We start from the raw sequence: 24,427 nt of genomic DNA, 5'->3' as shown, positions 1-24,427 counted from the left end.
CGAGCCTTCTCACTGGTTGAGCTTGAGCACGGCCATGAAGGCCTCTTGGGGCACATCCACCTTGCCCATCGCCTTCATACGCTTCTTACCCTTGGCCTGTTTCTGCAGCAGCTTTTTCTTACGGGAGATGTCGCCGCCGTAGCACTTGGCGAGCACGTCTTTACGCATGGCGCTGATGCTCTCTGAGGCGATCACACGGCTGCCGATGGAGGCCTGGATCGGAATCTTGAACTGCTGACGAGGGATCAATTCCTTGAGCTTCTCCACCAAACCCTTGCCCACGTTGTAGGCCTTATCGCGGTGCACGATTGTGGTGAGCGGATCGGCTTTCTCGCCATTGATCAACACATCCAGTCGCACCAGGTCGTTTTTGCGGTAGCCGATCAGCGAATACTCCATCGAGGCGTAACCCTTGGTGCGGCTCTTCATCTGATCGAAGAAGTCGGTCACCACTTCAGCCAGGGGCATCTCGTAGTGAAGGGTCACCCGGTCGGTGGTGATGTATTTCATGTCGATGAATTCACCCCGCCGCTCCTGGCAGAGCTCCATCAAGGTGCCGTTGTAAGTGTTGGGGGTATAGATCTCAAGCTTCACGTAGGGCTCTTCGATCGATTCCCGCTTTTGGGGATCGGGCAAGGTGGCCGGGTTATCCACCATCACCGTGGTTTCGTCGAGCATGTTCACCTGATAAATCACAGACGGCGCGGTAACGATCAGATCGAGGTTGTATTCGCGCTCGAGGCGCTCCTGCACGATCTCCATGTGCAGCAGGCCGAGGAAGCCGCAGCGGAAGCCGAAGCCCATGGCGCTGCTGGTTTCGGGCTCGTACTTGAGCGCTGCATCGCTGAGCTGCAGTTTGTCGAGGGCTTCGCGTAGATCCGGGTATTGATCAGCGTCGGTGGGAAACAGACCGCAAAACACCATCGGCTTCGCCTCGGTGTAACCGGGCAGCGGTTCCGGCGCCGGGTTGTTCACCAAGGTGATCGTGTCGCCCACACGCGCATCGGCCACGGCCTTGATCGAAGCGGCCAGATAGCCCACCTCGCCAGCCTGCAAGCGATCCACCTTGCGCTGATCGGGGGCCATCACGCCCACCTCATCAAGCTCATAGGTTTTCTTGCTAGCCATCAGCAGCACCTTGTCTTTGGCGCCGATCGAGCCAGAGATCACCCGGAAATACACAATCACGCCCCGGTAGGGGTCGTAATAGGAATCAAAGATCAGGGCTCGCAGCGGCTCGTCCACCCGATCGGGCGGAGGCGGCACCCGATCCACAACGGCCTGGAGGATGTCGGGAACACCCAAGCCGCTCTTGGCTGAGCAGGGGATCGCACCCGAGCAATCAAGGCCGATGATCGCCTCAATTTCTTCGCTGATGCGCTCGGGATCGGCGCCAGGAAGATCAATCTTGTTAAGAACCGGAATGATCTCGAGATTGTTCTCAATCGCCAGATACACGTTGGCGAGGGTCTGCGCTTCCACGCCCTGGCTGGCATCCACCACCAGCAGGGCTCCTTCGCAGGCCTGAAGCGAGCGGCTCACTTCATAGGAGAAGTCAACGTGACCGGGGGTATCGATCAGGTTGAGGATGTAGGTCTCGCCATCGGCGGCCTTGTATTCCATCCGCGCAGCCTGGAGCTTGATCGTGATGCCCCGCTCACGCTCCAGATCCATATTGTCGAGGAACTGCTCCTGCATATCGCGGGCAGCCACCGTGCCGGTGTCCTGCAGCAAGCGATCGGCCAGCGTTGATTTGCCGTGGTCGATGTGGGCAATGATGCAGAAGTTGCGGATCCGTGAGGCGGGAACGTCGGTCATTCGCTGGGGGTGTTCTCGGGGTCGTCCCGGCTCGGGGCGGTGGATCTCGGTGGGGTGATCCTAGGGAGAGGCGCCGATCCACCCCATGCCCATCACCCCTGCCTGGCTGCTGCTGCTCCTCGCCATTGCCTCAGAAGTGGTGGGCACCTCCTGCCTGAAGCTCTCTGCCGGCATGAGCCGGCCCCTGCCCACCCTGGTGGTGCTAGCGGCCTACGGCTGCTCCATGCTGCTGCTGTCTCGGGTGGTGCAAACCATCCCTCTCGGCATCACCTACGCCCTTTGGAGCGGCATCGGCATCGTGGCGATCGTGCTGGTGGGCCTGCTCGCCTACCGGCAAGTTCCTAGCTCCGGCCAACTGTTAGGCATCGCCCTGATCACCGCTGGAGTGGCGGTGGTGAACCTCACCGGTCCGCTGCATGAATGAGCCCGGCCAGGCCGCCAAGGAGGCTTCCTAAGCTCGGCTGAACACGAGATCACCCCATGAGCACCGACACCGCCAACGCCACGCCGGACACCACTGCGGCCGAAGCCAACGACCCCCGCGCCCTCACCCTCGAAAACGTGGAGCGCACCCTCGATGAGCTGCGCCCTTATCTGATGGCCGATGGCGGCAACGTGGAAGTGGTGGAGATCGACGGCCCGATCGTGAAGGTGCGCCTGCAGGGCGCCTGCGGCTCCTGCCCCAGCAGCACCATGACCCTGAAGATGGGCATCGAGCGCAAGCTGCGTGAAGCCATCCCCGAAGTGAGCGAAGTGGTGCAGGTGCTCTGAAGCCCGGCCCGTAGGCTCGGCCCACCTTTGCCCGTGGGCCCGTGCTGGATCAGCGCCTGTTGCGCGACAACCCCGAGCTGATCACCGAGCAGCTGGGTCGTCGCGGCATGACGCTCGACCTCACGGGCCTCCAGCTGATGGCACGCCAGGAACGTGACCTGGAAGAGCAACGCAGCAACCTGCAGGCCGAAGGCAACCGCATCGGCAAAGAGGTGGGCCTGAAGATCAAGGGCGGTGCTGCCCCGGGTAGCCCTGAGGTGCAGGAGCTGCGCAACGAAGGCAACCGCATCAAGCAGCAGGTGGCGGTGCTGGAGGAGGAGGAAAAAGCATTGGAGGCGAAGCTGCGCGCGCAGCTGCTCACCCTGCCCAACCTGCCGTCGCCCGACGCCCCAGACGGCCGCAACGAAGACGACAACGTGGAAATCAAGCGCTGGGGCACCCCGCGCGAGACCGAAGACTGGCTTGAGGAGCATTGGCAGATCGCCGAGCGCCTCGAGCTGTTTGAAGCCGAGCGCTCCGTGCGCATCGCCCAGAGCCGCTTCGTCACGCTGATGGGCCAGGGCGCCCGGCTGGAGCGAGCCCTAATCAACTTCATGCTCGACCTCCACGGCGGCAAGGGCTACCGCGAGGTGCTGCCGCCGATCCTGGTGAACAGCGCCAGCCTCACCGGCTCCGGCCAGCTGCCCAAATTCGCCGAGGAGAGCTTCCGCTGCGCTGAAGACGACCTCTGGCTCACCCCTACGGCCGAGGTGCCCGTCACCTCGCTGCACCGCGATGAGGTGATCCCGGCCGAGCAGCTGCCGCTCAAATACGTGGCTTACACCCCCTGCTTCCGGCGCGAGGCCGGCAGTTACGGGCGTGACACCCGTGGACTGATTCGCCTGCACCAGTTCAACAAGGTGGAGCTCTACTGGTTCTGCCACCCCGAACACTCCGCCGAGGCGCACCAGCAGATCACCGCCGATGCCGAAGCGGTGCTGGAAGCGCTCGAGCTGCCCTACCGCAAGATCGAGCTCTGCACAGGCGACATGGGCTTCTCCGCCGCCCGCACTTACGACCTTGAAGTGTGGCTGCCGGGCGCCGGCGCCTACCGCGAAATCTCCAGCTGCTCGGTGTGCGGCGATTTCCAGGCCCGCCGCTCCGCCATCCGCATGAAGGAAGGCAAGGGCACGCAGCTGGTGCACACCCTCAACGGCAGCGGCCTGGCCGTGGGCCGCACGATGGCGGCGCTGCTGGAGAACGGCCAGCAGGTGGATGGTTCGGTGAAACTGCCGGCTGCCTTGGTGCCCTATTTCGGCTCTGAGTGCATTGGCGCCGCGGTCTGAGCGGCTGTCCCTCACCCCACGGCGAGACCCAGCGCTGCGTTGACGCGTCCGCGCTGGGCTGTGAGCTGAGCGGCATCCTGCGCAAGATCCACCCCCCAACCAGGGATCAACGCACGCAATTGCTCCTGCCAGGCGCTACTGCCAAAGCGCTCGGGCCAGCAGCGCTGCAGAACCTCAAGCATCGTTTGCACAGCCGTGGAGGCGCCAGGTGAGGCGCCCAGCAGCGCCGCCAGGGATCCATCGCCGCTGCTCACCACCTCGGTGCCCATCTGCAACGTGCCGCGGCCGTTGATCTGCTTGATGATCTGCACCCGCTGACCGGCTATCGCCAGCTCCCAGTCGTCGCCACGGGCCTGGGGCAGAAACTGGCGCAGGCTCTCGAGCCGTTGCTCCTGGCTCTGCACCACCTGGGTCACCAGATAACGCACCAGATCAAAGTTCTGGCTGCCCACCTGCAGGCTCGGGAGCAGGTTGAATGGCTTCACCGATCGCCCCAGATCCCAGAGGGATCCCTGCTTCAGGAAACGGGTGCTGAAACCGGCGTAAGGGCCAAACAACAGCGCGCGCTGGCCATCGATCCAGCGGGTGTCGAGGTGCGGCACCGACATCGGCGGCGCTCCCACGGCCGCCTTGCCATACACCTTGGCGTTGTGGCCGGCGATCACCTCGAGGTTGCGGCACACCAACCATTGCCCGCTCACGGGGAAGGCGCCGTACTGGCGCGCCTCGGGAATGCCCGAACGCTGAAGGAGCGGCAGAGCACCACCACCAGCGCCCAGAAACACAAACGGCGCCTCAAAAGCCGCGGTGGCGCCGCCGGGTTGGCGCGCCTCAACAAGCCAGCCGCGGCCGCCACGCTCGAGGCTCACCACCTCATGCTCGAGCCGCACATCCACGCCGTCCAGCAGGGCAGCCGTGAGCGCCCCGAAATTCACATCGGTGCCGCGGGCCACGCGGGTGGCTGCGAGGGGCTGATCGAGGATTCGCCCCTGCATGACCAGCGGCATCCATTCGCGCAGCTGGGCGCTGTCGCCGCTCCACTGCATGCCGGCGAACTGAGGACTGGCGTTCAGCGCCTCCCAGCGCCGGCGCAGGAAGGCCACATTCGCCTCACCCCACACAAAGCTCAGGTGAGGCACCGCACGGATGAACGCCGCCGGATCCTGGAGCTCGCCCCGCTCCACCAGGGCAGCCCAGAACTGCAGGCTCAGCTCAAAGGCGGCGTTGATCGACAGCGCTTTGGCGATGGGCACCGAGCCATCGGCGGCCTGGGGCGTGTAGTTGAGCTCGCAGTTGGCCGCATGCCCCGTGCCGGCGTTGTTGAGAGCAGCGCTGCTTTCAGCGGCCACCGCCGGCAACCGCTCGAGCACCACCACCTCGAGAGCGGGATCGAGCTGACGCAGCAACCGCGCCAGGGTGGCGCCCATGATTCCGGCTCCCACCAGCAGGGCATCGCAGCGGTGCGTCATCAGGCCGGGGCATCCCTCCACAATGGAGTCACTTTGCACCTGCGCGGATGGGGGTTCTCACGGCCCTAGCGATCCTGGCCGGCTTGATCGTGGTGCACGAGGCCGGCCATTTCTTTGCCGCCACCTGGCAGGGCATCCGCGTCAGCGGCTTCTCCGTTGGCTTCGGGCCGGTGCTGCTGGAGCGCCAGCGGCGTGGCGTGCAGTTCGCCCTGCGGGCCATCCCCCTGGGGGGCTTCGTGTCGTTCCCCGACGACGACGAAGAGAGCACCATCCCCGCCAACGACCCTGACCTGTTGCGCAACCGGCCCATCCCGCAACGGGCCCTGGTGATCGCCGCCGGCGTGCTCGCCAACCTGCTGCTGGCGTGGAGCGTCCTCGTGGCGCAAGGCCTGGTGGTGGGCATCCCGGCTGGCTTCAGCACCACCCCCGGTGTTCTGGTGGCTGGGGTACAGAGCGGGCAGGCCGCGTCAGCGGCAGGGCTGCGACCAGGAGATCGCATCCTCAGCGCCGATGGCGTGAACCTCGGCGGCGGCCAGAGCGCCGTGGCCCAGCTTGTGGAGCGGGTAAAAGGAGCTCCCGATCAAACCCTGAGGCTTCAGGCCGAACGCGCCGGCCAGACCGTCACCCTTGCACTCACCCCCGCCGATGTGGGTGGGATCGGCCGCATCGGCGCCCAATTGCAACCCAGCGGCAGTGAAGCTTTCCGCCGCCCCAAGGGTCCCGGCGAAATCCTCAATCAGGCCAACCGCGACTTCGCCAGCCTCACGCTGCGCACGGTCGATGGATTCATAACCCTCGCCACCCATTTCGGTGAAACCGCTGGCCAGGTCTCGGGCCCGGTGAAGATCGTGGAGATGGGCGCCTCCCTGGCCAAACAGGGCGGCAGCAGCCTTTTCCTCTACACGGCCCTGATCTCGATCAACCTGGCGGTGCTCAACGCCCTGCCCCTGCCGTTGCTGGATGGCGGTCAGTTCGTGCTGCTGATGCTCGAGGGCCTGCGCGGCAAACCCCTGCCCGAGAAGTTCCAGCTGGCCTTCATGCAGTCGGGCTTTGTCTTTCTGGTGGGCCTCAGCCTGGTGCTGATCGTGAAAGACACCAGTCAGCTCGCGGCGGTCCAGCAGCTACTGGGCCGTTGAGGTCACCCTGCGGAGTACGCTGGTCTGTCATTGCCCGTTGAGTCCAGGCCGCATGGCGAAGAAGTCGATGATTGCGCGCGATGTGAAGCGCCAGAAGATGGTGGAGCGCTTCGCTGCCAAGCGCGCCGCTCTGATGGCTGCTTTTGAAGCCGCTGCCGATCCGATGGAGCGCCTGGAGATCCACCGCAAGATCCAGGGTCTGCCCCGCAACAGCGCCAAGGTGCGCCTGCGCAACCGTTGCTGGGCCACCGGCAAGCCCCGTGGTGTGTACCGCGATTTCGGCCTGTGCCGCAACCAGCTGCGTGAGCGCGCCCACAAGGGTGAACTGCCCGGCGTGGTGAAGTCGTCCTGGTGACACCAGGTTTTCTGGAATCCAGATTTCAGCTCTGAGACTGTCCAAAGCGCCGCAAGGCGCTTTTTTGATGGCTACTGCGGGCTGGCTCGCTTTCCAAAGAGATTGCGAGCGTTGTCACAGCATCCGCACGCCGGATGCGAGAATCGCACTTGACAACAAACAAGACATAAGCCCAAGTGCAAGGTCACACTCAGTCGATCTCCTTCGATGGTCGGGAGATCCGGCTGACCACCGGCCGCTTTGCCCCCCAGGCAGGCGGTTCAGTGATGGTCGAATGCGGAGATACAGCCGTTCTGGTCACCGCCACCCGCTCCGGCGGTCGTGAGGGCATCGATTTCCTGCCCCTGATCTGCGATTACGAAGAGCGCCTCTACGCCGCTGGTCGCATCCCCGGCAGCTTCATGCGCCGCGAGAGCCGCCCCCCCGAGCGCGCCACCCTGATTGCGCGCCTGATCGACCGCCCGATGCGGCCGCTCTTCCCCAGCTGGCTGCGCGACGACCTTCAGATCGTGGCCACCTGCATGTCGCTCGATGAGCGGGTTCCGCCCGATGTGCTCGCCGTGACCGGCGCCTCCCTGGCGACGCTGCTGGCGAAGATCCCGTTCCACGGCCCGATGGCGGCCGTGCGCGTGGGCCTCCTGGGCGACGATTTCGTGCTCAACCCCAGCTATCGCGAAATCGAGCGCTCCGACCTCGACCTGGTGGTGGCGGGCACGCCGCAGGGCGTGATCATGGTGGAAGCCGGTGCCAACCAGCTGCCCGAGCAAGACGTGATCGAAGCGATCGACTTCGGTTACGAAGCCGTGTGCGAATTGATCAAGGCCCAGCAGGCCCTGCTCAAGGAACTCGGCATCGAGCAGGTGATCCCCGAGCCGCAGGCCATCGACGACACCCTGCCGAAGTTCCTCGAGAAAGAATGCGCCAAGGGCATCGGCGAGGTGCTCAAGCAGTTCAAGCTCACCAAGGCTGAGCGCGATGAACAGCTGGATGCCATCAAGGGCCAGGTGGCCGAGAAGATCGACGGTCTGAAGGACGACGACGCCATCAAGGTGGCGGTGAGCAGCAACGGCAAGGCGCTGGGCAACAGCTACAAGTCGCTCACCAAGAAGCTGATGCGCGATCAGATCGTGAAAGACGGCAAGCGCGTCGATGGCCGCAACCTCGATGAGGTGCGCCCGATCAGCGCCGCCGCCGGTGTGCTGCCCAAGCGTGTGCACGGCTCGGGTCTGTTCCAGCGCGGCCTCACCCAGGTGCTCTCCTGCGCCACCCTCGGCACCCCGAGCGACGCTCAGGAGATGGACGACCTCAACCCGTCCAACGAGAAGACCTACCTGCACCACTACAACTTCCCCCCTTACTCCACCGGCGAAACCAAGCCGATGCGCAGCCCCGGCCGCCGCGAAATCGGCCACGGCGCCCTGGCAGAGCGGGCTCTGATCCCTGTGCTGCCCAGCAAGGAGAGCTTCCCCTACGTGCTGCGCGTGGTGTCGGAGTGCCTGAGCTCCAACGGCTCCACCTCGATGGGCTCGGTGTGCGGCAGCACCCTGGCTCTGATGGATGCCGGTGTGCCCCTGAAGGCCCCCGTGAGCGGCGCCGCCATGGGCCTGATCAAGGAGGGTTCTGAGGTGCGGATCCTCACCGACATCCAGGGCATCGAGGACTTCCTCGGCGACATGGACTTCAAGGTGGCTGGCACCGAGAAGGGCATCACCGCCCTGCAGATGGACATGAAGATCACCGGCCTGGAGGTGAAAACCGTGGCCGAGGCGATCAACCAGGCCCGTCCTGCCCGCCTGCACATCCTCGAGAAGATGCTCTCGGCGATCGAGAAGCCCCGCGAGGTGCTGAGCCCCCACGCGCCGCGCCTGCTCAGCTTCCGCATCGATCCCGAGCTGATCGGCACCGTGATCGGCCCCGGCGGCCGCACGATCAAGGGCATCACCGAGCGCACCAACACCAAGATCGACATCGAAGATGGCGGCATCGTGACGATCGCCAGCCACGACGGTGCAGCGGCTGAGGAAGCCCAGCGCATCATCGAAGGCCTCACCCGCCGCGTGTCGGAAGGTGAGGTGTTCAGCGGTGCGGTGACCCGCGTGATCCCGATCGGTGCCTTCGTGGAAATCCTGCCCGGCAAGGAAGGGATGATCCACATTTCCCAGCTGAGCGAAGCCCGGGTGGAGAAGGTGGAAGACGTGGTGCGCGTGGGCGATCAGGTAACCGTGCGCGTGCGCGAGATCGACAACCGCGGCCGCATCAACCTCACCCTGCGCGGTGTGCCCCAGTCGGAAGAACCGGCTGCAGCCGTGAGCGTGGTGGAGTGAAGCAATCAGGCCTCGCGATGCAGGCCTGAATCGCTCTCACCAGCCGGCCCTGCAGGGCCGGCTTTTTCATGGCGATCCGCTGTTTAGGCGGACCAGCGATCACACAGCAAAACCTGGATCAATCGTGGCCATCGCCCGGGCTGCCTTCTCGCAAAGCTCACGGTGGCTGCGGCCGTGGCTGGCGATCAGGCAACCGGCCTGGCGGATGTCGCCGTCGTTGTAGCTGAGGGAGCGGCCATCGGCGTGGGTGAAGGCACCACCAGCGGCGCGCAGCACCGCTTCCGGGGCCGCCATATCCCAATCCTTCGGGGCACTCTTGCCCGACAGCGAGATGTAGAGGTCGGTTTCGCCCCGCAGGATCGTGGCCACCTTGCCGCCCACGCTGCCGATCGCCTTGGTGTCGCCCAGGGCCAAGGCCTCCAGCAGCTGCTCCAGGCGCTGATCACGGTGGTTGCGGCTGGCCACGAGCACCAACTCACCCAGGGCCTGGCGGGGGCTGAGGTTGGCGGGCCGCTGCTCACCGGCGCGGTTTTCGCACCAGGCCCGCTGCTGGGGCACGAGACCAATCCACAGCTCCTCCATCTCCGGCAGCAACACCACACCCAGCACCGGCTCGCCGTTGTGGGCCAGGGCCAGATGCACGGCGTATTCGCCGGTGCCCTGCAGAAAATCCTTGGTGCCATCGAGGGGATCGAGGATCCACAGCCACTCGGCATCGAGGGGCTCACCAGCGGTGAGCTGCTCCTTGGCGGTTTCCTCGCTGAGGAGCGTCCAGCCGGCATCGGGGAACGCCTTCACCAGGCCCTCCAGCAACCACTGATTCACCGCCAGATCTGCGGCGCTCACCGGACCTTCGCCGCCTTCATCCACGCTCAGGGCCTTGGGGAAGCCGTAGGGGGGCTGCTCGCCGCGGCCGTAGGCCAGCAGGATGTCGGCCGCACCCCAGCTCAACCGGCGCAATTCCGCCAGCAGCGCCTGCTCATCGATCCCCGGGGGCATGCAGGCGGCGGCGGGCATCATGGAGCTGGCAAAGGGGCATTGTGATGCAGGGCGCCGAACCGGCTGCTGGGGTGCTCTATCTGGTGGGTACTCCCATCGGCAACGTGGGCGATCTCTCGCCGCGGGCCCGCCATGTGCTCGGGCATGTGCAGCGCATCGCCTGCGAAGACACCCGCCACAGCGGCCTGCTGCTGCACAATCTGGGGTTGCGCAGCGGGGATCAAGCGCCGCGGCTGGTGAGCTTTCACGAGCACAACCAAACCGCCCGCATCCCGGAATTGCTGGAGGCCCTCGAGGCCGGAGACGCGATCGCGGTGATCAGCGATGCGGGTCTGCCTGGCATTTCCGACCCCGGCGAGGCGCTGGTCGCAGCGGCACGCGCCGCCGGGCGCACGGTGATCTGCGTGCCCGGCCCCTGCGCGGTGACCACCGCCCTGGTGAGCAGCGGCCTGCCCGCCGGGCGCTTCTGCTTTGAAGGATTCCTACCGCCCAAGAGCACACAACGGCGTGCTCGGCTGCAGGAGCTGGCTACAGAACCCCGCACTCTGGTGCTATTCGAGGCGCCGCATCGCCTGCTCCAGCTGCTCGAAGACCTCCTAGCGGAGCTGGGCGATCGCCCCATCGCTGTAACGCGGGAGCTCACCAAACGGCACGAGCAACAGATCGGCCCGAGCGTGTCGGCGGCGCTGGCGCACTTCCGCCAGCAGGCGCCCCAGGGAGAATTCACGATTGTGCTGGGGGGCGCCGCCACCGAAACAGCCCCACCACGCAGCGAAGCCGACTTGCATGCTGCGCTCTCAGCCCTGGTGGCCTCCGGCCTCAGCCGCAGCGATGCCGCCCGGCAACTGGCGCATGAAACGGGCATGGCTCGCCGAGAGCTTTACGCTCTGCTGCATCGGGCTGAGGAACCGAGCTGATGCTGCTGCGCCTGCGCCTGCTAGTGGCAAGTCTGGGGGGCGGCGTACTGCTGCTGTTGATTCTCTGCCTCGGCGCCCAGAACCTGGATCAACGGGCTCGGCTCAACCTGGGCTTCGGCAAAACCGCCGAATTGCCCACCGGCTTTCTGCTGGGAATGGCACTGGTCACCGGCGTGATCAGCGGCGGTGTGACGACCGCACTGCTTCTGCCGCGAAGCGATCAGAGCCACAACGTGTAGGCGATCACCTCAGCAGGAAGAGTCTGAGCTCAGTTGTTCGCCAGAGCAAACAGTGTTCCCCCTTCCACCACCAGCCGTGTGATGCCCTGGGCGACGAGATAGGAGGAGCGGCGTTCCAGCACCCCTGCATCCGGCACCTTGATCACCCGCTGGGTTCGTCCGCACTGGCGTTTGGCCTGACGGGGATTGGTGTACAGCATCAGGGCCTGACGCTCCTGTTCCTCTTCCGGCAGGGAGCCCAACTCCGTGAACTCCGCCAGCGGCCGGGGCTGAAGCTCCACGGTCTTATCCACCAGTAGGTACACGCTGGCGGGAAGCGCGCCGGGGATCAGGGGTTGGGCTTCCAGCACAACGGCTGGATCCGCCACCACTGCTTCGGTCGCCGCGTCATCAGCATCGTCGCTGCCGTCATCAGGGCCGCTATCTGCGTCCTCGAGGCCTTCGTCGCCGAAGTCATCGGCGTCGTCAATCGCCAGCTTGTGCTGGTCGTCGTCGTCGGGAAGAGCCTGCTCCGCCGCAGCTGGTGTTGGCGGGGCTTCAACCACCTCAGGGGTTTCGGGAGATGCCTCCACAGCCGGTGCAGCCGCCTCTACCTCAGCAACTGGTGCCGCCGCTTTCCCCCGCGACTGGCGCTTGATTGCCTCCATCTCCTGGGGATCCAGGGCTGCCTTCAGCACCCGGCTCACCGTGTTCGGGCTGCAGCCATAAGCAGCGGCCAAAGCCTGAGCCGTCTCCCCCTGGCGGTAGCGAGCGACCAGCTCCTCTTTCTGGCTGTCGTTAAGCCGTGGAGCGGGCATTGAGCCTTGATGCGCAGCACACCACCATAGAAGCCCCCAGAGGCTGCGTCACCAGAGACCAACTGCCACAATGCCCAGCGTCAGCTCCCTTAGCTCAGCTGGATAGAGCAGCTGCCTTCTAAGCAGCCGGTCGATGGTTCGAATCCATCAGGGGGCGTTTTGATCAGAGCCGCGCCGCGCTGATCCAATCCGCCCGCGGATCGGTGCTGCGTGCAGCTCGCAGTTGCTCCAGCAGCTGCTTTTCTTGGTCGCTGTAGCTGGCGGGGTGCTTGAGGCTGAGGCTGAGCAGCAGATCGCCTCGGCCACCTTTAGTAGGCCAGCCTTTGCCCTTGAGCCGCAAGCTCCGGCCCACTGCCATGCCAGGGGGAACCGTGACCGTGGCTTCACCATCAGGCGTGGCCACACGCACCTCGCCACCGAGGGCTAGTTCATCGAGGCTGAGGGGGAGATCGGCCTTGAGCTGATCGCCATCCAAGCTCCACACCGGGTGGCCCTGCAATTGAAGGTTGAGATAAAGATCACCGCGGCGCCCCGTGCCGGGCTGGAGATTGCCTTTTCCTTTCAACCGCAGGCGACTGCCGGGCTTCACGCCGGCGGGGATGCGCACCTGCACACGCTCGTCATTCACCGCCAGGGTGCGTTCACAGCCACGAAACGCTTCCGAAAAACTCAGCGTGATGCTGGCTTCGGCGTCAAGATTGGGCGCCTGAGCCCGCTGCGGCCCGCCTCCGGCAAAACCGCCACCGGGGAACCCGGAAGCACCGAATCCACCGGGGAAGCCCGAGCCGAAACCACCGAATCCGCTTGGTCCTCCAGCGAAGCCGCCACCACCGGGACCACCGAAGCGGCCCAGCAAATCGTTGATGAAGTCGTCGAAATTGCCGTAGCGACCAAAGTCCACATCCACGCCGGCACCACCGGCTCCGCCGGCCTGGTTCCAGTACTGGCCGAATTGCTCATAGCGCTTGCGCTTGTCGGGATCGGAGAGCACCTCGTAGGCCTCACTGATCTCTTTGAACTTGGCCTCGGCGCCCTTGTCACCGGGATTCACGTCCGGGTGGTACTGCCTGGCCAGCTTGCGGAAAGCCTTCTTCACCGTGTCGGCGTCGGCGCTGCGCTCCACCCCGAGCACCTTGAAATAATCGCGATATCCGTTGGCGCTCATCGCAGTTGCTGGGGGACCGTGGCCGGCCTTGCCAGTCTCCCAGCCACCCGGCGGGACTGGTGCGGCGCTTCGGGGCGGAAGGCCGAACGCTGCAGCACGTTTAGGGTCGAGGCGATGCGCGCGCCTTGCCATGCCTGGTGGTTTTGATCGTCTCCTGCGCCCTTTGAGAGGCATCCACACCAGAACAAGCCTCCCCTGGACACTGGCCCTGATCGCCGCAGGCTCGCTGGTGCTTGGCTCTGGCGCTTCCGCAGCCGACAGCGGTGGCAGCAGCACCTCCAACGCCGCGATTCAACCCTCCACCAACCGGCAAAAAGCCCTGGCCAGGCACCTCAAACAGAAGGGCGCTGTGGTCTACGGGGCCTGGTGGTGCCCCCATTGCAATCACCAAAAAGAACTCTTCGGCCTGGAAGCGATCGAACTACTCCCCTATGTGGAGTGCGACAAGGACGACGCCGGCCGTCAGCAATGCCAAAAAGCCCAGGTGAAGGGCTACCCCACCTGGGATCTCAACGGGGAGCGGCGCCTCGGCGTGCTCAGCCTGGAAGAACTGGAGATCTGGAGCGGCTACAGCTCTGGATCAAGCGGTCGCCGCTGAGCCGGGGATCACTCCTCTTCGGTAGCCCCGAAGCAGTGCATCAGGGCATCACCCCAGCTGTTGATGGCCTTGAGCTCGTGGTCGCTGGCACCGCTGAGGGCTTCGCCATGGGCACGCAGCACAGACGCCTTGTCCACGCTGTGGCCGTGGGCTGCTGCGAGATCAACGATGTCGTCCATGCCCGTGGCGGCATGGAGCTTCTGACGCAGGTCCTCGTCGGATTGAGCCTTCTCGAGGAACGCCTTCAGATTGGCAACAGACACAGCATCAGGGCAGGGGCCTGGCGGAGATGCTCTCAGACCGGCGGCCCTCAAGCCAAGAGTGGCTCTACCAACACGGCTGTTCCGTAGCAGAGCACCTCGGTAGCGCCAGTGGAACCCGTCTCCACGGTGGAGCCGTCGTAGCGCATCCCCACGATGGCGTTGGCACCGAGCTGACGGGCGTGATCCACCATCTCGTCGTAAGCCTGCTGCCGGGTCTGCTCGCACATCGCCGTGTAGGCCCCGATGCGACCGCCAATCATCGTTTTGAGGCCACCCAGGAACCCCTGCAGCAGGGTTGGCGAGCGCACCACGATGCCGCGCACCACACCACGACACTCGAGGATCCGGTAGCCGGGGAGCTCGAAGGTGGTGGTGACGGGCAGGGGGCGACTCATCGCAGGGACCGGTGAAGCTCTCTCGTTCCAGCATGAATCACCAAACAGCCATTGCGGCGCAGTGCTTCTGGGCTGGTGTGAGCAAGATCACAGGGGGGATTGAGCCAGGTCAATGAGGAGGCCGGAAAACCCGGCGATGGTGCGTGCATCGGAGGGAGAGATCCCAACGAATACCCACCTCAACCTCATTTCAGTCATGTCCTTCCAATTCTCGAAAGCCAGCAAGAAAGACAAAAAGATCAGCCAGACCATCAAGACACAAACCAAGGACAACGACACTCCTCAGATAGAAGCGGACAGCGACAACATCATTGATGGCACCGACGGCGATGACTACATCATCGGAACCGATGGCGATGATGTGATTTATGCGGGAACCGGCAACGACACCATTTACGGCGGCGGCGGAAACGACACCATCTACGGCGGCGAGGGTGATGACTTCATCGTGCTGAATCCCGATGGCCAGGATTCCGTGGACGGCGGCAGCGGAGAAGACACCATCACACTTCGCGAAGACGATACGACCATCAGCGGGGGAGAGGGTGACGATCGCATCTACATCGAACCCACTGAATCAAGCGATGAAGCGGAAGACCCGTCTCAGGATGCTCCCCAAGGAGCCGGCAAGCAGCGAGCGTTCGACCCAATCATCAAAGGCGGCAGGTTCTTTGGTGCGGAAAAAATTCAGCGCATCGATCACTGGAACTTTGATGCCGTGAACTGGTTCTCCAAAGAGGATGCACTGGCGGCCCTCAAGGGCCTGGAATCACAACTCATCTCCCTCGACGATGCAGGTCTGAACATGAATCCGTTCAAATCTCCCCTCTTTGGATCCAACACCAACGTCCTCTTCGGAGCAAGCACCGACTACCCCATGGCGTTTTAATGCCACCCTGCCGGGGAGCCTGATGTCCATTTCAGTGGCCTGAAAGCCATACAACACCCCGCTCGGGAAAGGCAGGGCAGCGTGGTTGAGCTGATCAAACCCCCGGCAGACTCACACCTCTCCGCCCCGTCATCGAGCGGGGCGGAGATCACAGCTTCTCAATCGTTAGAAGGGGCCTTCCAGCCCCCATGGATCATTTGGTTGATAAGGCTGATCTCACCCCATCTCCCTTAATAGGGTCAGGCGGCCACAGGGGCGGTCTGACGGGAGAAACGAACGATGTTGTTCGCTGTTACGTGTTTGCTCTGACCGAGCAGGCTTCAGTCACCCTCCTTATGCCCCGTCGAAACCATTGCAGCCCCGAGATGGGGGAATGGAGCTGAGCGGAATCGAACCGCTGTCCGAAGCACTGGTGTGAGCCACCTAGTCCGGCCGAAACCGGACTCCTGCATTGTGGCAGGAGCAAGCACAGGGTGCAGGGGTGGGCATGACCGAACAGCAGCTGATCCAGTGCACCGCAGTGCTGCCACCGGGGCTTGAGGCATGCGGCGCAGAAGAGTTGAGCGAGCTCGGGGCCACGGGCGTGAAGGCCCTGCACCGCGCTGTGGGCTTCCGCACGGATCTGGCCGGCTTCTACCGGCTGCAACTGCAGGTCCGCCTGCCCTTCCGGCTGCTGCGGCAGCTTGCGGTGTTCCCCTGCCGCAACCGCGAGGAGTTGTACGCCGGCGTGCAGCGCGCCGCCGACTGGGAGCAGTGGCTCCCGCCAGAACTCAGCTTCCGCGTGGATGCCAGCGGCAGCCTGCCAGGCCTCACCCACAGCCACTACAGCGCCCTCCAGGTGAAGAACGCCCTGGTGGATTGGCAGCGGCAGCGCTGGGGGGAGCGCTCTTCGGTGGATCTCGATGCTCCCGATCTCTCCATCCACGTGCACCTGGGCGGCGGCCAAGCCCGGCTGAGCGTGGATGGCAGCGGCGAGAGCCTGCACCGCCGCGGCTACCGCCCCCGCATGGGCCTGGCACCGCTGAAAGAAAACCTGGCCGCCGGGCTAATCCGCCTCACGGGCTGGGATGGAAGCGTGCCCCTCGCCGATCCGCTCTGCGGCTCCGGCACCCTGCTGATCGAGGCAGCCTGCATGGCCCTGGGCCGCGCCCCCGGGCTCGAGCACCGCTTTGCCCTCGAGCGCTGGCCCGATTTCAACGGGCAGCTCTGGAGCCAGGCACTGGAGCAAGCCGGAAAAAGCGAACGCCAGCTGCTCGCTGATGGCCAGCCACTGGCGCCCGTGGTGGGGCTCGAACTCGATGGCACGGTGGTGGATCAGGCCCGCGCCAATGCCGAAGCCGCGGGCGTGGGTCATGCCGTCACCATCGAGCGCGGCGATTTCCGCAGCTTCCAACCCCCACAGGGCCCTGGCGTGCTGGTGTGCAACCCGCCCTACGGCGAACGCATCGGGGATCGCGATGCCCTCGAGCCCCTCTATGCCGATCTGGGCCGGATGGTGAAAGAGCGCTGCAGCGGCTGGGATGTCTGGCTGCTGAGCGGCAACCCGGAGCTCACCGGCGCCCTGCGGATGAAAGCGAGCCGGCGCATCCCGGTGAGCAATGGCGGCATCGATTGCCGCTGGCTGCACTACGCCGTGCGCTGACGCGGACGCTCACATCCGAGAATCCAGCTAACTGCGGCACCTGTAATGCTCCCAAACCTGGGCCCATTGCTGGGGAGCGCCGCTGAAGCTGGCCCCCCATCGCTGGAAGCGGTGCCGCTGGAAGCACAGGTGCTGTTCATCGGGGTGGTGTTTCTTGGCACCTTGATCGTGAGCCGCTTTTCAATCCGCATTGGCGTACCGGCGATCCTGGGCGTTCTAGCCCTGGGGCTGATGATCAACATCCATGTGCTGGATGTGAGCCATGGAGAAGTGGAGAAGATCCATGTGTTCGCACTCGCCCTCCTGCTCTTTTATGCCGGACTAAAAACAGACATTCAATCGATTCGAGGCTTCCTCGCATACGGCTTACTGCTGGCTGTTGGCGGAGTGGCCATCTCCACGCTGATCCTGGGCGCGGCGATCTACTGGTTGAGCTCGGCCAGTGGAAGCAGCCTGGTGCCGGGGCTGACCGAAACCATGCCTCTGGGGGCAGCATTTCTGATTGCGGCCTGCCTGGGCTCCACCGATGCGGGCGCCACATTGAGTGTGCTGCGCCAGGTTCAGCGGCAGGTACCTGAGCGGGTGCGCCACCTCCTGGAATTCGAATCGTCGGTGAATGATCCCTCCGCACTGATCATCTACAGCATCTGCCTGAGCTTCTTCACCGTCACAAGCGGCACCACTGAATCGATGCCGGCAATGGCCCTGAATGCTTCGAGCAGCCTGCTGCAGAAGCTGGGCTCAGGCCTCCTAGTAGGCGTGGGCTTTGGCTATATCGCCAAGCTGGTGATCAACCGCTTCGTCATCGACAAAGAGCAACTGCTGGTGGTAGCGATGTCGATCGCATTTATCGATTACGGCTGTGCCTACTTCCTGGGAGGTTCTGGGTATGTGGCGGTGTACGCAACGGGTGTGTTCATGGCCAACCTGCATTACCAAGACACCCAGATCAACCACCAAAGCATCCAAGAAGTACTGCTGCCGTTCAACACCATGACGGAGATCAGCATCTTTCTGCTCTTCGGGCTATTGGTCAACCCTGCCGATCTCATTCCCTCTCTGCCTGCTGGCATTGCCGCTGCCGCCGCCTTGATGCTGGTGGCGAGGCCGGTGAGCGTGTTCTGCTTCCAGCACGCCTCACCGTTCCACCTTCGGGATTCCAGCCTGATCGCCTGGTGCGGCCTGCGCGGGGCAGTGCCGCTGGCCTTGTCGTTCAACGTGGCCCGCGCCATCCCCAACCTCAAGGGCCTGGATCCGGCCCTGGCCGCTGAGCTGGCTCAGAACTGCCAGAGCATCGTGTTCATCGCCGTGATCCTCAACCTGCTGCTGCAGGGGCTTTCCCTACCCCCGATCTGCCGCTGGCTCAACGCCCCACCAACGCCCGCGTCGTCTTCGTGAGGCCCGCCATCGTTTCCGGCAGATACGGCCCTTTGGTGAGCTGACCGCCCACACGCAGCAAGATCCCGCTCAACACCAGGTTGGCGGCGGCCCACGCCAGCAAGGCCTGAATCCAGCCCCAGCCCTTGATGAGCACCAGCCACAGCAGCAGCGCGAGCTCAGCGGCCAGCAAGGCCACTAGCAGCGACGCCAAGCCGCCCCCCAGGAGCAGCACACCGATGATCAGGCGCCGCTTCTCCCGATCCACCTCCTTGAGGGCGATGCGCACATGCAGATCCATCACGGATGTGACCAAACCCGTGATGCGCGAGGCCGCCTCCAGCGGCAGCCCCCGGCGGCGCTCCTCGCGGCCGTTTCCGCTGCTCTCGCTCATGCCGAACGCCGGCCTGAAGCCAGCAGCACACCCAGCAACACACCCACACCCGCAGCGATCCCCAGAGCCATCAGCGGCCGCTCCCGCACCGGCTTCTCGATCCGAGGCCGCAGGCTGGCATTGAGGTCGTCGAGCAACTGCTCGAGCTGCTCCTCGAGGGGCCGAAGCGAGTCAGCCAGGTGATGGGCCTGATCACCCGTCACCTGCACCAGCTCCAGCAGCTGCTCCTTCACACCTTCGCTGGTGCGGCCGGTCTGACGAGCGATCACCTCCACCACCGTGTCGAAACTGCCGCGGGTGGCTTCGAGGGTGTGCCGCGCCACCTCCGGCCATTCCCGCTGGATCGAGGGCAGAAGGCTCTCGAAGCGATCCCGAAACTGATGGGCGGCGGCCGCAGGAGCGTCGGCGGTGGGAGCGGGGCCCTGGGGCTCAGCGGTGGTGTCGCCGGCGGGGTGTGGATCCATGGCGCAACAAGCCCGATGGCTGGGGTGCTGCGCCCAAGCTAAGGACGGCGGCTTGAAAACGTCAGGGGCTCCGCTACCTTGCAGCTGCTCGGCGCTCGGGCCTGTTGGTTCACATCAATCAGGTAGAGCTGACGCACTTCAAGTCGTTCGGGGGGTCGATGACTATCCCCCTCGAGCAGGGCTTCACGGTGGTGACTGGCCCCAACGGCAGCGGAAAGAGCAACATCCTTGACGGCGTGCTGTTCTGCCTTGGCCTGGCCAGCAGCCGCGGCATGCGGGCCGAACGCCTGCCCGACCTGGTGAACAGCGCCATGCTCAAGCAGGGCAAGGCGGCTGAAACCGTGGTGACGGTGCGCTTCGACCTACGCGACTGGCAGCCCGATGAGGCGGAAGCGGGCCTCGAGGCCCCCGAGGAAGGTCCCTGGATCCAACCCGGCCAGCAGGAATGGTCGGTGACGCGCCGGCTGCGCATCGCCCCCGGCGGCACCTACGCCAGCAGCTACAGCGCCGATGGCGTGGCCTGCAACCTGCAGCAGCTGCAAACCCAGTTGCGGCGCCTGCGGGTGGACCCGGAAGGCAGCAACGTGGTGATGCAGGGCGATGTGACCCGCATCGTGTCGATGAGCGCCAAGGAACGGCGCGGCATCATCGACGAATTGGCCGGCGTGGCCCTGTTCGATTCCCGCATCGAGCAGACCCGCGGCAAGCTCACGGAAGTGCAGGAGCGCGAGGAGCGCTGCGCCATCGTGCAACAGGAGCTGCTCGTGTCGCGCCAGAAGCTGGAGCGCGATTGCGCCAAGGCCCGCACCTATCAAGATCTGCGCGAGCGCTTCCAGCGGGGCCGGCTGCAAGAGCAGGTGCTGGGCTTTGAGCTGGCGCAGCAGGAGCAGCGGCAGCTGCAGAGCCGCCAGGAGGCCTTGGGCCGTCAGCAGCAGAGCGATCGCGCCGCCATCAGCGAAGCCAAAACTGCCCTGGAGCAGTCGGCCAAAGCGCTCGAAGCGCTGCAGGCCGAGGTGAAAGCCCTCGGGGAAGACAGCCTGCTGGCGGTGCAATCGGAGCTGGCGGGGCTGGAGGCCAGTGGCCGCGAGCTGGCCCGTCAGGCGGAGAAACACCAGCTCAACGCTGAGGAACTGCAACGCCAGCGCCAAGAGCTGGCGCGCCAACAGGGCGAGCTGCGCCAACAGCAAAGCCAACTGGCCGCCCCAGACGATGACGCCGCCCTTGAGCAGGCGGAAACCAGTTGCCGCAGCGCCGAATCAGCCGTGGAGCTCTCACGCCGCCGCCTGGGTGAAGTGGCGGGCCGCAGCGGCAGCTGGATGGAGGAGCAGAAGCAGCGCAGCCAACGGCGCCAGGAGCTGCAGGCCCGGCTGTCCCCGCTGCAGGCCGAACAGCAGCAACTGGCAGCCCGGCTGCAGCAGGAGCAGGAACGGCTCGTGGAACTGCAGCAGCAACAGGCCGATGACGCCGCCAACAGCGACGGTGTGGCCAGCTCCCTCAGCCAACTGGAGGGCGAATGGCAGCAGTTGCTCAACACCCTGCAGGCCCAGCAAGGCCAAGCCCAGGACCTGGCCGAGGCCCTGGCGTTGCAGCAGCGCACCCGTCAGCGGCTCGAGCAGGAGCAGGTGAACCTTGAGCGCGAGATCGCCCGCCTCGAATCACGCCGGGAAACCATCCAGGAGAGCCGCGGCACCGGCGCCCTGCGCCTGCTGCTGGAAGCCGGCCTCGATGGCATCCACGGCCCGGTGGCTCAGCTGGGGGAGGTGGAGGAACTGCACCGCCTCGCCCTGGAGGTGGCCGCCGGCGCACGGCTCGGCCAGGTGGTGGTCGACGACGACCGCATCGCCGCCCGCGCGATCGAGCTGCTCAAGAGCCGCCGCGCCGGCCGGCTCACCTTCCTACCCCTCAACAAGATCCGCGGCGGTGGCAGCGGGAGTGGCAGCAACAGTGCCGCCTTCCAGCGCGGCGGCAGCAGCGGTGATGGGTTGGTGGGCCGGGCGGTGGAGCTGGTGCGCTTTGAACCGGTGTATGGCGAGGTGTTCCGCTACGTGTTTGGTGACACGCTGGTGTTCCGGGATCTAGCCAGTGCCCGGCGCGAACTGGGCCGCGCCCGAGCGGTGACCCTCGATGGCGAGCTGCTCGAGAAGAGCGGTGCCATGACCGGCGGCAGCTTCCAGCAGCGGGGCAACCAGCTCAGCTTTGGTGCCGCCAGCGATGCCGATGAAGCCGAACCCCTGCGCCGGCGCCTGCTGGAGCTGGGCGAAACCCTGGCCGCCAGCCGCCGCAAGGAGGCCGAGCTGGGCCGCCTACTCGAAGAGCTGCGTCCGCAACTGAGCCGCCTTGAGCAGCGCCGCGCTGCCCTCGAGGCCGAACGCAGCGCCGCCCAGCGCGCCCATGGCCCCCTGCAACAGCGCCGTGAACAGCTGCTCAGCCGGATCCAGCAGATCGAGGCGGATCTGAGCAGCGGCCAGCAGCGGCTGCAAACCCTCGCCAGCGAGCTGGCCCCGCTGCAGCAGAGCCTGCAAGACCTGGAAGCCCAGGAAGCCAGCGCCCAGGCCAGCGGCGACAGCGAGCGCTGGCAAGGGCTGCAGCAGGAGCTGGAGGCCGCCGATGCCGCCCTCACCGCCGCCCGCCAGCAGCGTGATGGCCTGCTCGCCGCCCGGCGCGAACGGGGCCTGGCGGCCGAGCGGGTGGCGAGCCAGCTGCAGGCTCTCACGGGCGAGGAGCAACGGCTCGTGCAAGCGGTGAATGCTCTGGTAGCCGAGCGAGCGGCCTGGAAGGAGCAGCAGCAAGCCGATCAAGCCAAACGCAGCGAGCTAGAGGCGCGGCAGCAGGAGCTGCAGGAGCGCTTCGGCGAACGGCGGCGGGCCCGCGATGAAGCCGAGGCGCTGCTCTCACGTCAGCGCCAAACGCTGCAGCAACAGGAATGGGAGCTGCAGCGCCTCGGTGAAGAACTCACCGCCCTGGCGGAGCAAGAGCGCAGCGGCGCCCTGCGGCTCGAGCAGCTGCAGCGCGACCTACCCGATCCGCTGCCGGAGATTCCTGAGGAGATGCGTGAGAACGGCCTGGAGGCCCTCCAGGCCGAGCTCAAGAGCCTGCAGGCGCGGATGGAAGCGCTCGAACCGGTGAACATGCTCGCCCTGCAGGAGCTTGAGGAGCTGGAAGCCCGCCTCGCCGATCTTCAGGAGCGGCTGGATGTGCTCTGCAAGGAGCGCGAAGAGCTGCTGCTGCGCATCGAAACCGTGGCCACCCTGCGGCAGGAGGCCTTCATGGAGGCGTTCAAGGCCGTGGACGGCCACTTCCGCGAGATCTTTGCCGGCCTGTCCGATGGTGAGGGGCACCTGCAGCTGGAAAACCCGGAATCGCCCCTCGATGGCGGCCTCAGCCTGGTGGCCCATCCCAAGGGCAAGGCGGTGCGGCGCCTGGCCTCGATGAGCGGCGGCGAGAAATCGCTCACGGCCTTGAGCTTCCTGTTTGCGCTGCAGCGCTTCCGCCCCTCCCCCTTTTATGCCCTCGATGAGGTGGACAGCTTCCTCGACGGGGTGAACGTGGAGCGGCTGGCGGCCTTGATCGCCCAGCAGGCGGAAGCGGCCCAGTTCCTGGTGGTGAGCCACCGCCGGCCGATGATCGGTGCCGCCACCCGCACCATCGGGGTGACCCAGGCCCGCGGTGCCCACACCCAGGTGGTGGGATTACCACCAGCGGCCTGAGTGCCAGGCCTTGCCATTCGGCCACAATGCGCCCATGACAACCACTCCTCCCGGAAGCGACCCGACCGCCACACCCAGTGATCGCCTCTGGCTGCGCTCGGAGCTGATGGGCACCCAGGTGATCACCCGCGATTCCGGCCGCCGCCTGGGCGTGGTGGGCGAGGTGGTCGTCGACATCGACCGGCGTGAAGTGGTGGCGCTGGGCCTGCGCGACAACCCGCTCACCCGCTTCCTGCCGGGCCTGCCCCGCTGGATGCCGCTGCAGAGCATCCGTCAGGTTGGGGATGTGATCCTGGTGGATTCTGCTGATTCCCTGGCGGAGGGCTTCAACCCGGATCGTTATTCCCGGGTGATCAACTGCCAGGTGATCACCGAAGCGGGCGAGCAGCTCGGCAAGGTGCTCGGTTTCAGCTTCGACATCGAAACCGGCGAACTCACCACCTTGGTGCTCGGAGCCCTGGGCATTCCCCTGCTCGGCGAAGGCGTGCTGAGCACCTGGGAGCTCACGGTGGAGGAAATCGTGAGTAGCGGCCCCGATCGGATCATCGTGTACGAGGGCGCCGAGGAGAAGCTCAAGCAGCTGGGCACGGGCCTGCTGGAGAAGCTTGGAGTGGGAGGCCCCAGCTGGGAGGAAGAGGAGCGCGAGCGCTACCGGCTCAACATGGTGCCGGTGGAAAACCAACTCGCCGCCGGGCAGCCGTCGGTGCAGGAGCAGCAGCGCCGCATCGAACCCGCCACCAATCGCCGCTTCGAACCCGACGAGGACTACGACTACGTGGAGGTGGACCAACGCCGCGAGCGCGAACCGCTGCGCCAGCGCCGCTACCTCGACGAGGAACCCCTTGAGGCCGCACCGCGCCGCCGCTACGAGGAGGAACCGCCCACCCGACGCCGCTATGTGCGCGATGAGGGGCCCGTCGATGTGGAACCGATGGACCCCAGGGACGCCGATCGCTGGTAGCGCCGGCGGGCAACCCGATCAGCCCTGCTTGGGCTGGAAGTTGAGCGAGGCCGAATTCACGCAGTAGCGCAGCCCTGTGGGGTTGGGACCGTCGTTGAACACATGCCCCAGGTGGGCATCGCACTTGGCGCACTTGATCTCGGTGCGCACCATGCCATGGCTGCGGTCTTCCACGGTGGTGATCGCCTCGGGATTCACACCTTCCCAGAAGCTGGGCCAGCCGCTGCCGGAGTCGTATTTGGTGTCGGAGCTGAACAGCTCACTGCCGCAGCACACGCAGCGGTACATGCCCTTGGCCTTGTTGTCCCAATAGATGCCCGTGAACGCACGCTCGGTGCCCCCCAGGCGCGCCACCTGGAACTGCTCAGGGCTGAGCTGATCGCGCCACTGCTCGTGATCAGCGGGGGACGTGGAAGCCATGC

At 65.4% G+C, this 24,427-nt stretch carries 24 protein-coding genes and 1 tRNA gene; 15 read left to right on the top strand and 10 right to left on the bottom strand.

What is annotated here, in order from left to right; translation table 11 throughout:
- Positions 1-9 precede the first annotated feature (9 nt).
- Positions 10-1,818, bottom strand: a complete 1,809-nt coding sequence (lepA, locus tag KUL97_RS07240; protein ID WP_217796297.1) for a translation elongation factor 4 — start codon at positions 1,816-1,818, stop codon at positions 10-12.
- 85 nt (positions 1,819-1,903) lie between these two features.
- Between lepA and KUL97_RS07235 the strand changes: the two genes are divergently transcribed.
- From KUL97_RS07235 to serS, 3 genes are read left to right on the top strand one after another with little or no spacing between them, the layout of a single operon-like run.
- Positions 1,904-2,242, top strand: a complete 339-nt coding sequence (locus tag KUL97_RS07235) for a multidrug efflux SMR transporter (protein ID WP_217796296.1) — start codon at positions 1,904-1,906, stop codon at positions 2,240-2,242.
- Between the two features lie 56 nt (positions 2,243-2,298).
- Positions 2,299-2,589 carry a NifU family protein gene (locus tag KUL97_RS07230; protein WP_254896299.1) on the top strand — a complete coding sequence of 97 codons (291 nt, stop codon included), beginning with the start codon at positions 2,299-2,301 and terminating at the stop codon, positions 2,587-2,589.
- Between the two features lie 41 nt (positions 2,590-2,630).
- Positions 2,631-3,914, top strand: a complete 1,284-nt coding sequence (gene serS, locus KUL97_RS07225; RefSeq protein ID WP_217796295.1) for a serine--tRNA ligase — start codon at positions 2,631-2,633, stop codon at positions 3,912-3,914.
- Between the two features lie 11 nt (positions 3,915-3,925).
- Here serS and mqo read toward each other — a convergent pair whose 3' ends face one another.
- A complete protein-coding gene (gene mqo / locus KUL97_RS07220; protein WP_217796294.1) occupies positions 3,926-5,383 on the bottom strand; it encodes a malate dehydrogenase (quinone) in 1,458 nt (485 codons plus the stop codon).
- Between the two features lie 47 nt (positions 5,384-5,430).
- On the opposite strand from mqo, the gene rseP reads away from it, so the two are divergent.
- The 3 genes from rseP to KUL97_RS07205 all read left to right on the top strand — a co-directional run bounded on the left by rseP (position 5,431) and on the right by KUL97_RS07205 (position 9,198).
- A complete protein-coding gene (gene rseP / locus KUL97_RS07215; protein ID WP_217796293.1) occupies positions 5,431-6,519 on the top strand; it encodes an RIP metalloprotease RseP in 1,089 nt (362 codons plus the stop codon).
- Positions 6,520-6,571: 52 nt separating this feature from the next.
- Positions 6,572-6,874, top strand: a complete 303-nt coding sequence (gene rpsN, locus KUL97_RS07210; RefSeq protein WP_217796494.1) for a 30S ribosomal protein S14 — start codon at positions 6,572-6,574, stop codon at positions 6,872-6,874.
- A 176-nt stretch (positions 6,875-7,050) separates the two neighbouring features.
- Positions 7,051-9,198: a polyribonucleotide nucleotidyltransferase gene (locus KUL97_RS07205; protein ID WP_217796292.1), complete on the top strand. Its 2,148-nt coding sequence runs from the start codon at positions 7,051-7,053 to the stop codon at positions 9,196-9,198.
- Positions 9,199-9,297: 99 nt separating this feature from the next.
- Here KUL97_RS07205 and KUL97_RS07200 read toward each other — a convergent pair whose 3' ends face one another.
- Entirely contained in the window at positions 9,298-10,218 is a 921-nt protein-coding gene (locus KUL97_RS07200; RefSeq protein WP_217796291.1) for a 3'(2'),5'-bisphosphate nucleotidase CysQ, read from the bottom strand.
- Between the two features lie 23 nt (positions 10,219-10,241).
- Here KUL97_RS07200 and rsmI point away from each other — a divergent pair, with 23 nt between their 5' ends.
- On the top strand, positions 10,242-11,114 hold the full coding sequence (rsmI, locus tag KUL97_RS07195; RefSeq protein ID WP_217796290.1) for a 16S rRNA (cytidine(1402)-2'-O)-methyltransferase: 873 nt from the start codon (positions 10,242-10,244) through the stop codon (positions 11,112-11,114).
- Positions 11,114-11,353, top strand: coding sequence for a hypothetical protein (locus tag KUL97_RS07190; protein WP_217796289.1), 240 nt, complete (start codon positions 11,114-11,116; stop codon positions 11,351-11,353). Before rsmI ends, KUL97_RS07190 begins: the two co-directional genes overlap by 1 nt.
- Before the next feature lie 29 nt (positions 11,354-11,382).
- Here the strand turns inward: KUL97_RS07190 and KUL97_RS07185 are convergent, their stop codons facing one another.
- Entirely contained in the window at positions 11,383-12,150 is a 768-nt protein-coding gene (locus KUL97_RS07185; protein ID WP_217796288.1) for a helix-turn-helix domain-containing protein, read from the bottom strand.
- 83 nt (positions 12,151-12,233) lie between these two features.
- Between KUL97_RS07185 and KUL97_RS07180 the strand changes: the two genes are divergently transcribed.
- A tRNA-Arg gene (locus KUL97_RS07180) sits at positions 12,234-12,307 on the top strand.
- 6 nt (positions 12,308-12,313) lie between these two features.
- Here the strand turns inward: KUL97_RS07180 and KUL97_RS07175 are convergent.
- A complete protein-coding gene (locus KUL97_RS07175; protein ID WP_217796287.1) occupies positions 12,314-13,315 on the bottom strand; it encodes a DnaJ C-terminal domain-containing protein in 1,002 nt (333 codons plus the stop codon).
- 130 nt (positions 13,316-13,445) lie between these two features.
- Between KUL97_RS07175 and KUL97_RS07170 the strand changes: the two genes are divergently transcribed.
- Positions 13,446-13,913 (top strand): hypothetical protein, encoded by a 468-nt coding sequence (locus KUL97_RS07170; RefSeq protein WP_217796286.1) that lies wholly within the window; start codon positions 13,446-13,448, stop codon positions 13,911-13,913.
- Between the two features lie 8 nt (positions 13,914-13,921).
- Here KUL97_RS07170 and KUL97_RS07165 read toward each other — a convergent pair whose 3' ends face one another.
- Both KUL97_RS07165 and KUL97_RS07160 read right to left on the bottom strand, forming a co-directional pair.
- On the bottom strand, positions 13,922-14,176 hold the full coding sequence (locus KUL97_RS07165; protein WP_217796285.1) for a Nif11-like leader peptide family natural product precursor: 255 nt from the start codon (positions 14,174-14,176) through the stop codon (positions 13,922-13,924).
- Positions 14,177-14,223: 47 nt separating this feature from the next.
- Positions 14,224-14,571 carry a YbjQ family protein gene (locus KUL97_RS07160; RefSeq protein ID WP_217796284.1) on the bottom strand — a complete coding sequence of 116 codons (348 nt, stop codon included), beginning with the start codon at positions 14,569-14,571 and terminating at the stop codon, positions 14,224-14,226.
- A gap of 196 nt (positions 14,572-14,767) precedes the next feature.
- Between KUL97_RS07160 and KUL97_RS13810 the strand changes: the two genes are divergently transcribed.
- From KUL97_RS13810 to KUL97_RS07140, 3 genes are all read left to right on the top strand, one after another.
- Positions 14,768-15,460 carry a calcium-binding protein gene (locus tag KUL97_RS13810; protein ID WP_303246121.1) on the top strand — a complete coding sequence of 231 codons (693 nt, stop codon included), beginning with the start codon at positions 14,768-14,770 and terminating at the stop codon, positions 15,458-15,460.
- A 487-nt stretch (positions 15,461-15,947) separates the two neighbouring features.
- A complete protein-coding gene (locus tag KUL97_RS07145) occupies positions 15,948-17,102 on the top strand; it encodes a class I SAM-dependent RNA methyltransferase (RefSeq protein WP_217796282.1) in 1,155 nt (384 codons plus the stop codon).
- Positions 17,103-17,147: 45 nt separating this feature from the next.
- The gene (locus KUL97_RS07140; RefSeq protein WP_217796281.1) at positions 17,148-18,500 is read left to right on the top strand and encodes a cation:proton antiporter; all 1,353 of its coding nucleotides are present in this window, start codon (positions 17,148-17,150) and stop codon (positions 18,498-18,500) included.
- Here KUL97_RS07140 and KUL97_RS07135 read toward each other — a convergent pair.
- Both KUL97_RS07135 and KUL97_RS07130 read right to left on the bottom strand, forming a co-directional pair.
- The gene (locus tag KUL97_RS07135) at positions 18,466-18,873 is read right to left on the bottom strand and encodes a phage holin family protein (protein WP_217796280.1); all 408 of its coding nucleotides are present in this window, start codon (positions 18,871-18,873) and stop codon (positions 18,466-18,468) included. The genes KUL97_RS07140 and KUL97_RS07135 overlap by 35 nt on opposite strands.
- A complete protein-coding gene (locus KUL97_RS07130; RefSeq protein ID WP_217796279.1) occupies positions 18,870-19,337 on the bottom strand; it encodes a DUF883 family protein in 468 nt (155 codons plus the stop codon). The genes KUL97_RS07135 and KUL97_RS07130 overlap by 4 nt, the downstream gene beginning before the upstream one ends.
- A gap of 104 nt (positions 19,338-19,441) precedes the next feature.
- Here KUL97_RS07130 and smc point away from each other — a divergent pair, with 104 nt between their 5' ends.
- Both smc and KUL97_RS07120 read left to right on the top strand, forming a co-directional pair.
- On the top strand, positions 19,442-23,044 hold the full coding sequence (gene smc, locus KUL97_RS07125; RefSeq protein WP_217796278.1) for a chromosome segregation protein SMC: 3,603 nt from the start codon (positions 19,442-19,444) through the stop codon (positions 23,042-23,044).
- Positions 23,045-23,078: 34 nt separating this feature from the next.
- Entirely contained in the window at positions 23,079-24,005 is a 927-nt protein-coding gene (locus KUL97_RS07120; protein WP_217796277.1) for a PRC-barrel domain-containing protein, read from the top strand.
- 18 nt (positions 24,006-24,023) lie between these two features.
- Here the strand turns inward: KUL97_RS07120 and msrB are convergent, their stop codons facing one another.
- Positions 24,024-24,425: a peptide-methionine (R)-S-oxide reductase MsrB gene (gene msrB / locus KUL97_RS07115; protein ID WP_217796276.1), complete on the bottom strand. Its 402-nt coding sequence runs from the start codon at positions 24,423-24,425 to the stop codon at positions 24,024-24,026.
- Between the last annotated feature and the right edge of the window lie 2 nt (positions 24,426-24,427).

This window comes from Synechococcus sp. HK05 (genome assembly GCF_019104765.1).
Taxonomy (GTDB): domain Bacteria; phylum Cyanobacteriota; class Cyanobacteriia; order PCC-6307; family Cyanobiaceae; genus Vulcanococcus.
The sequence above is the reverse complement of the archived record's forward strand: the minus strand, read 5'-3'. Positions and strand labels throughout refer to the sequence as shown.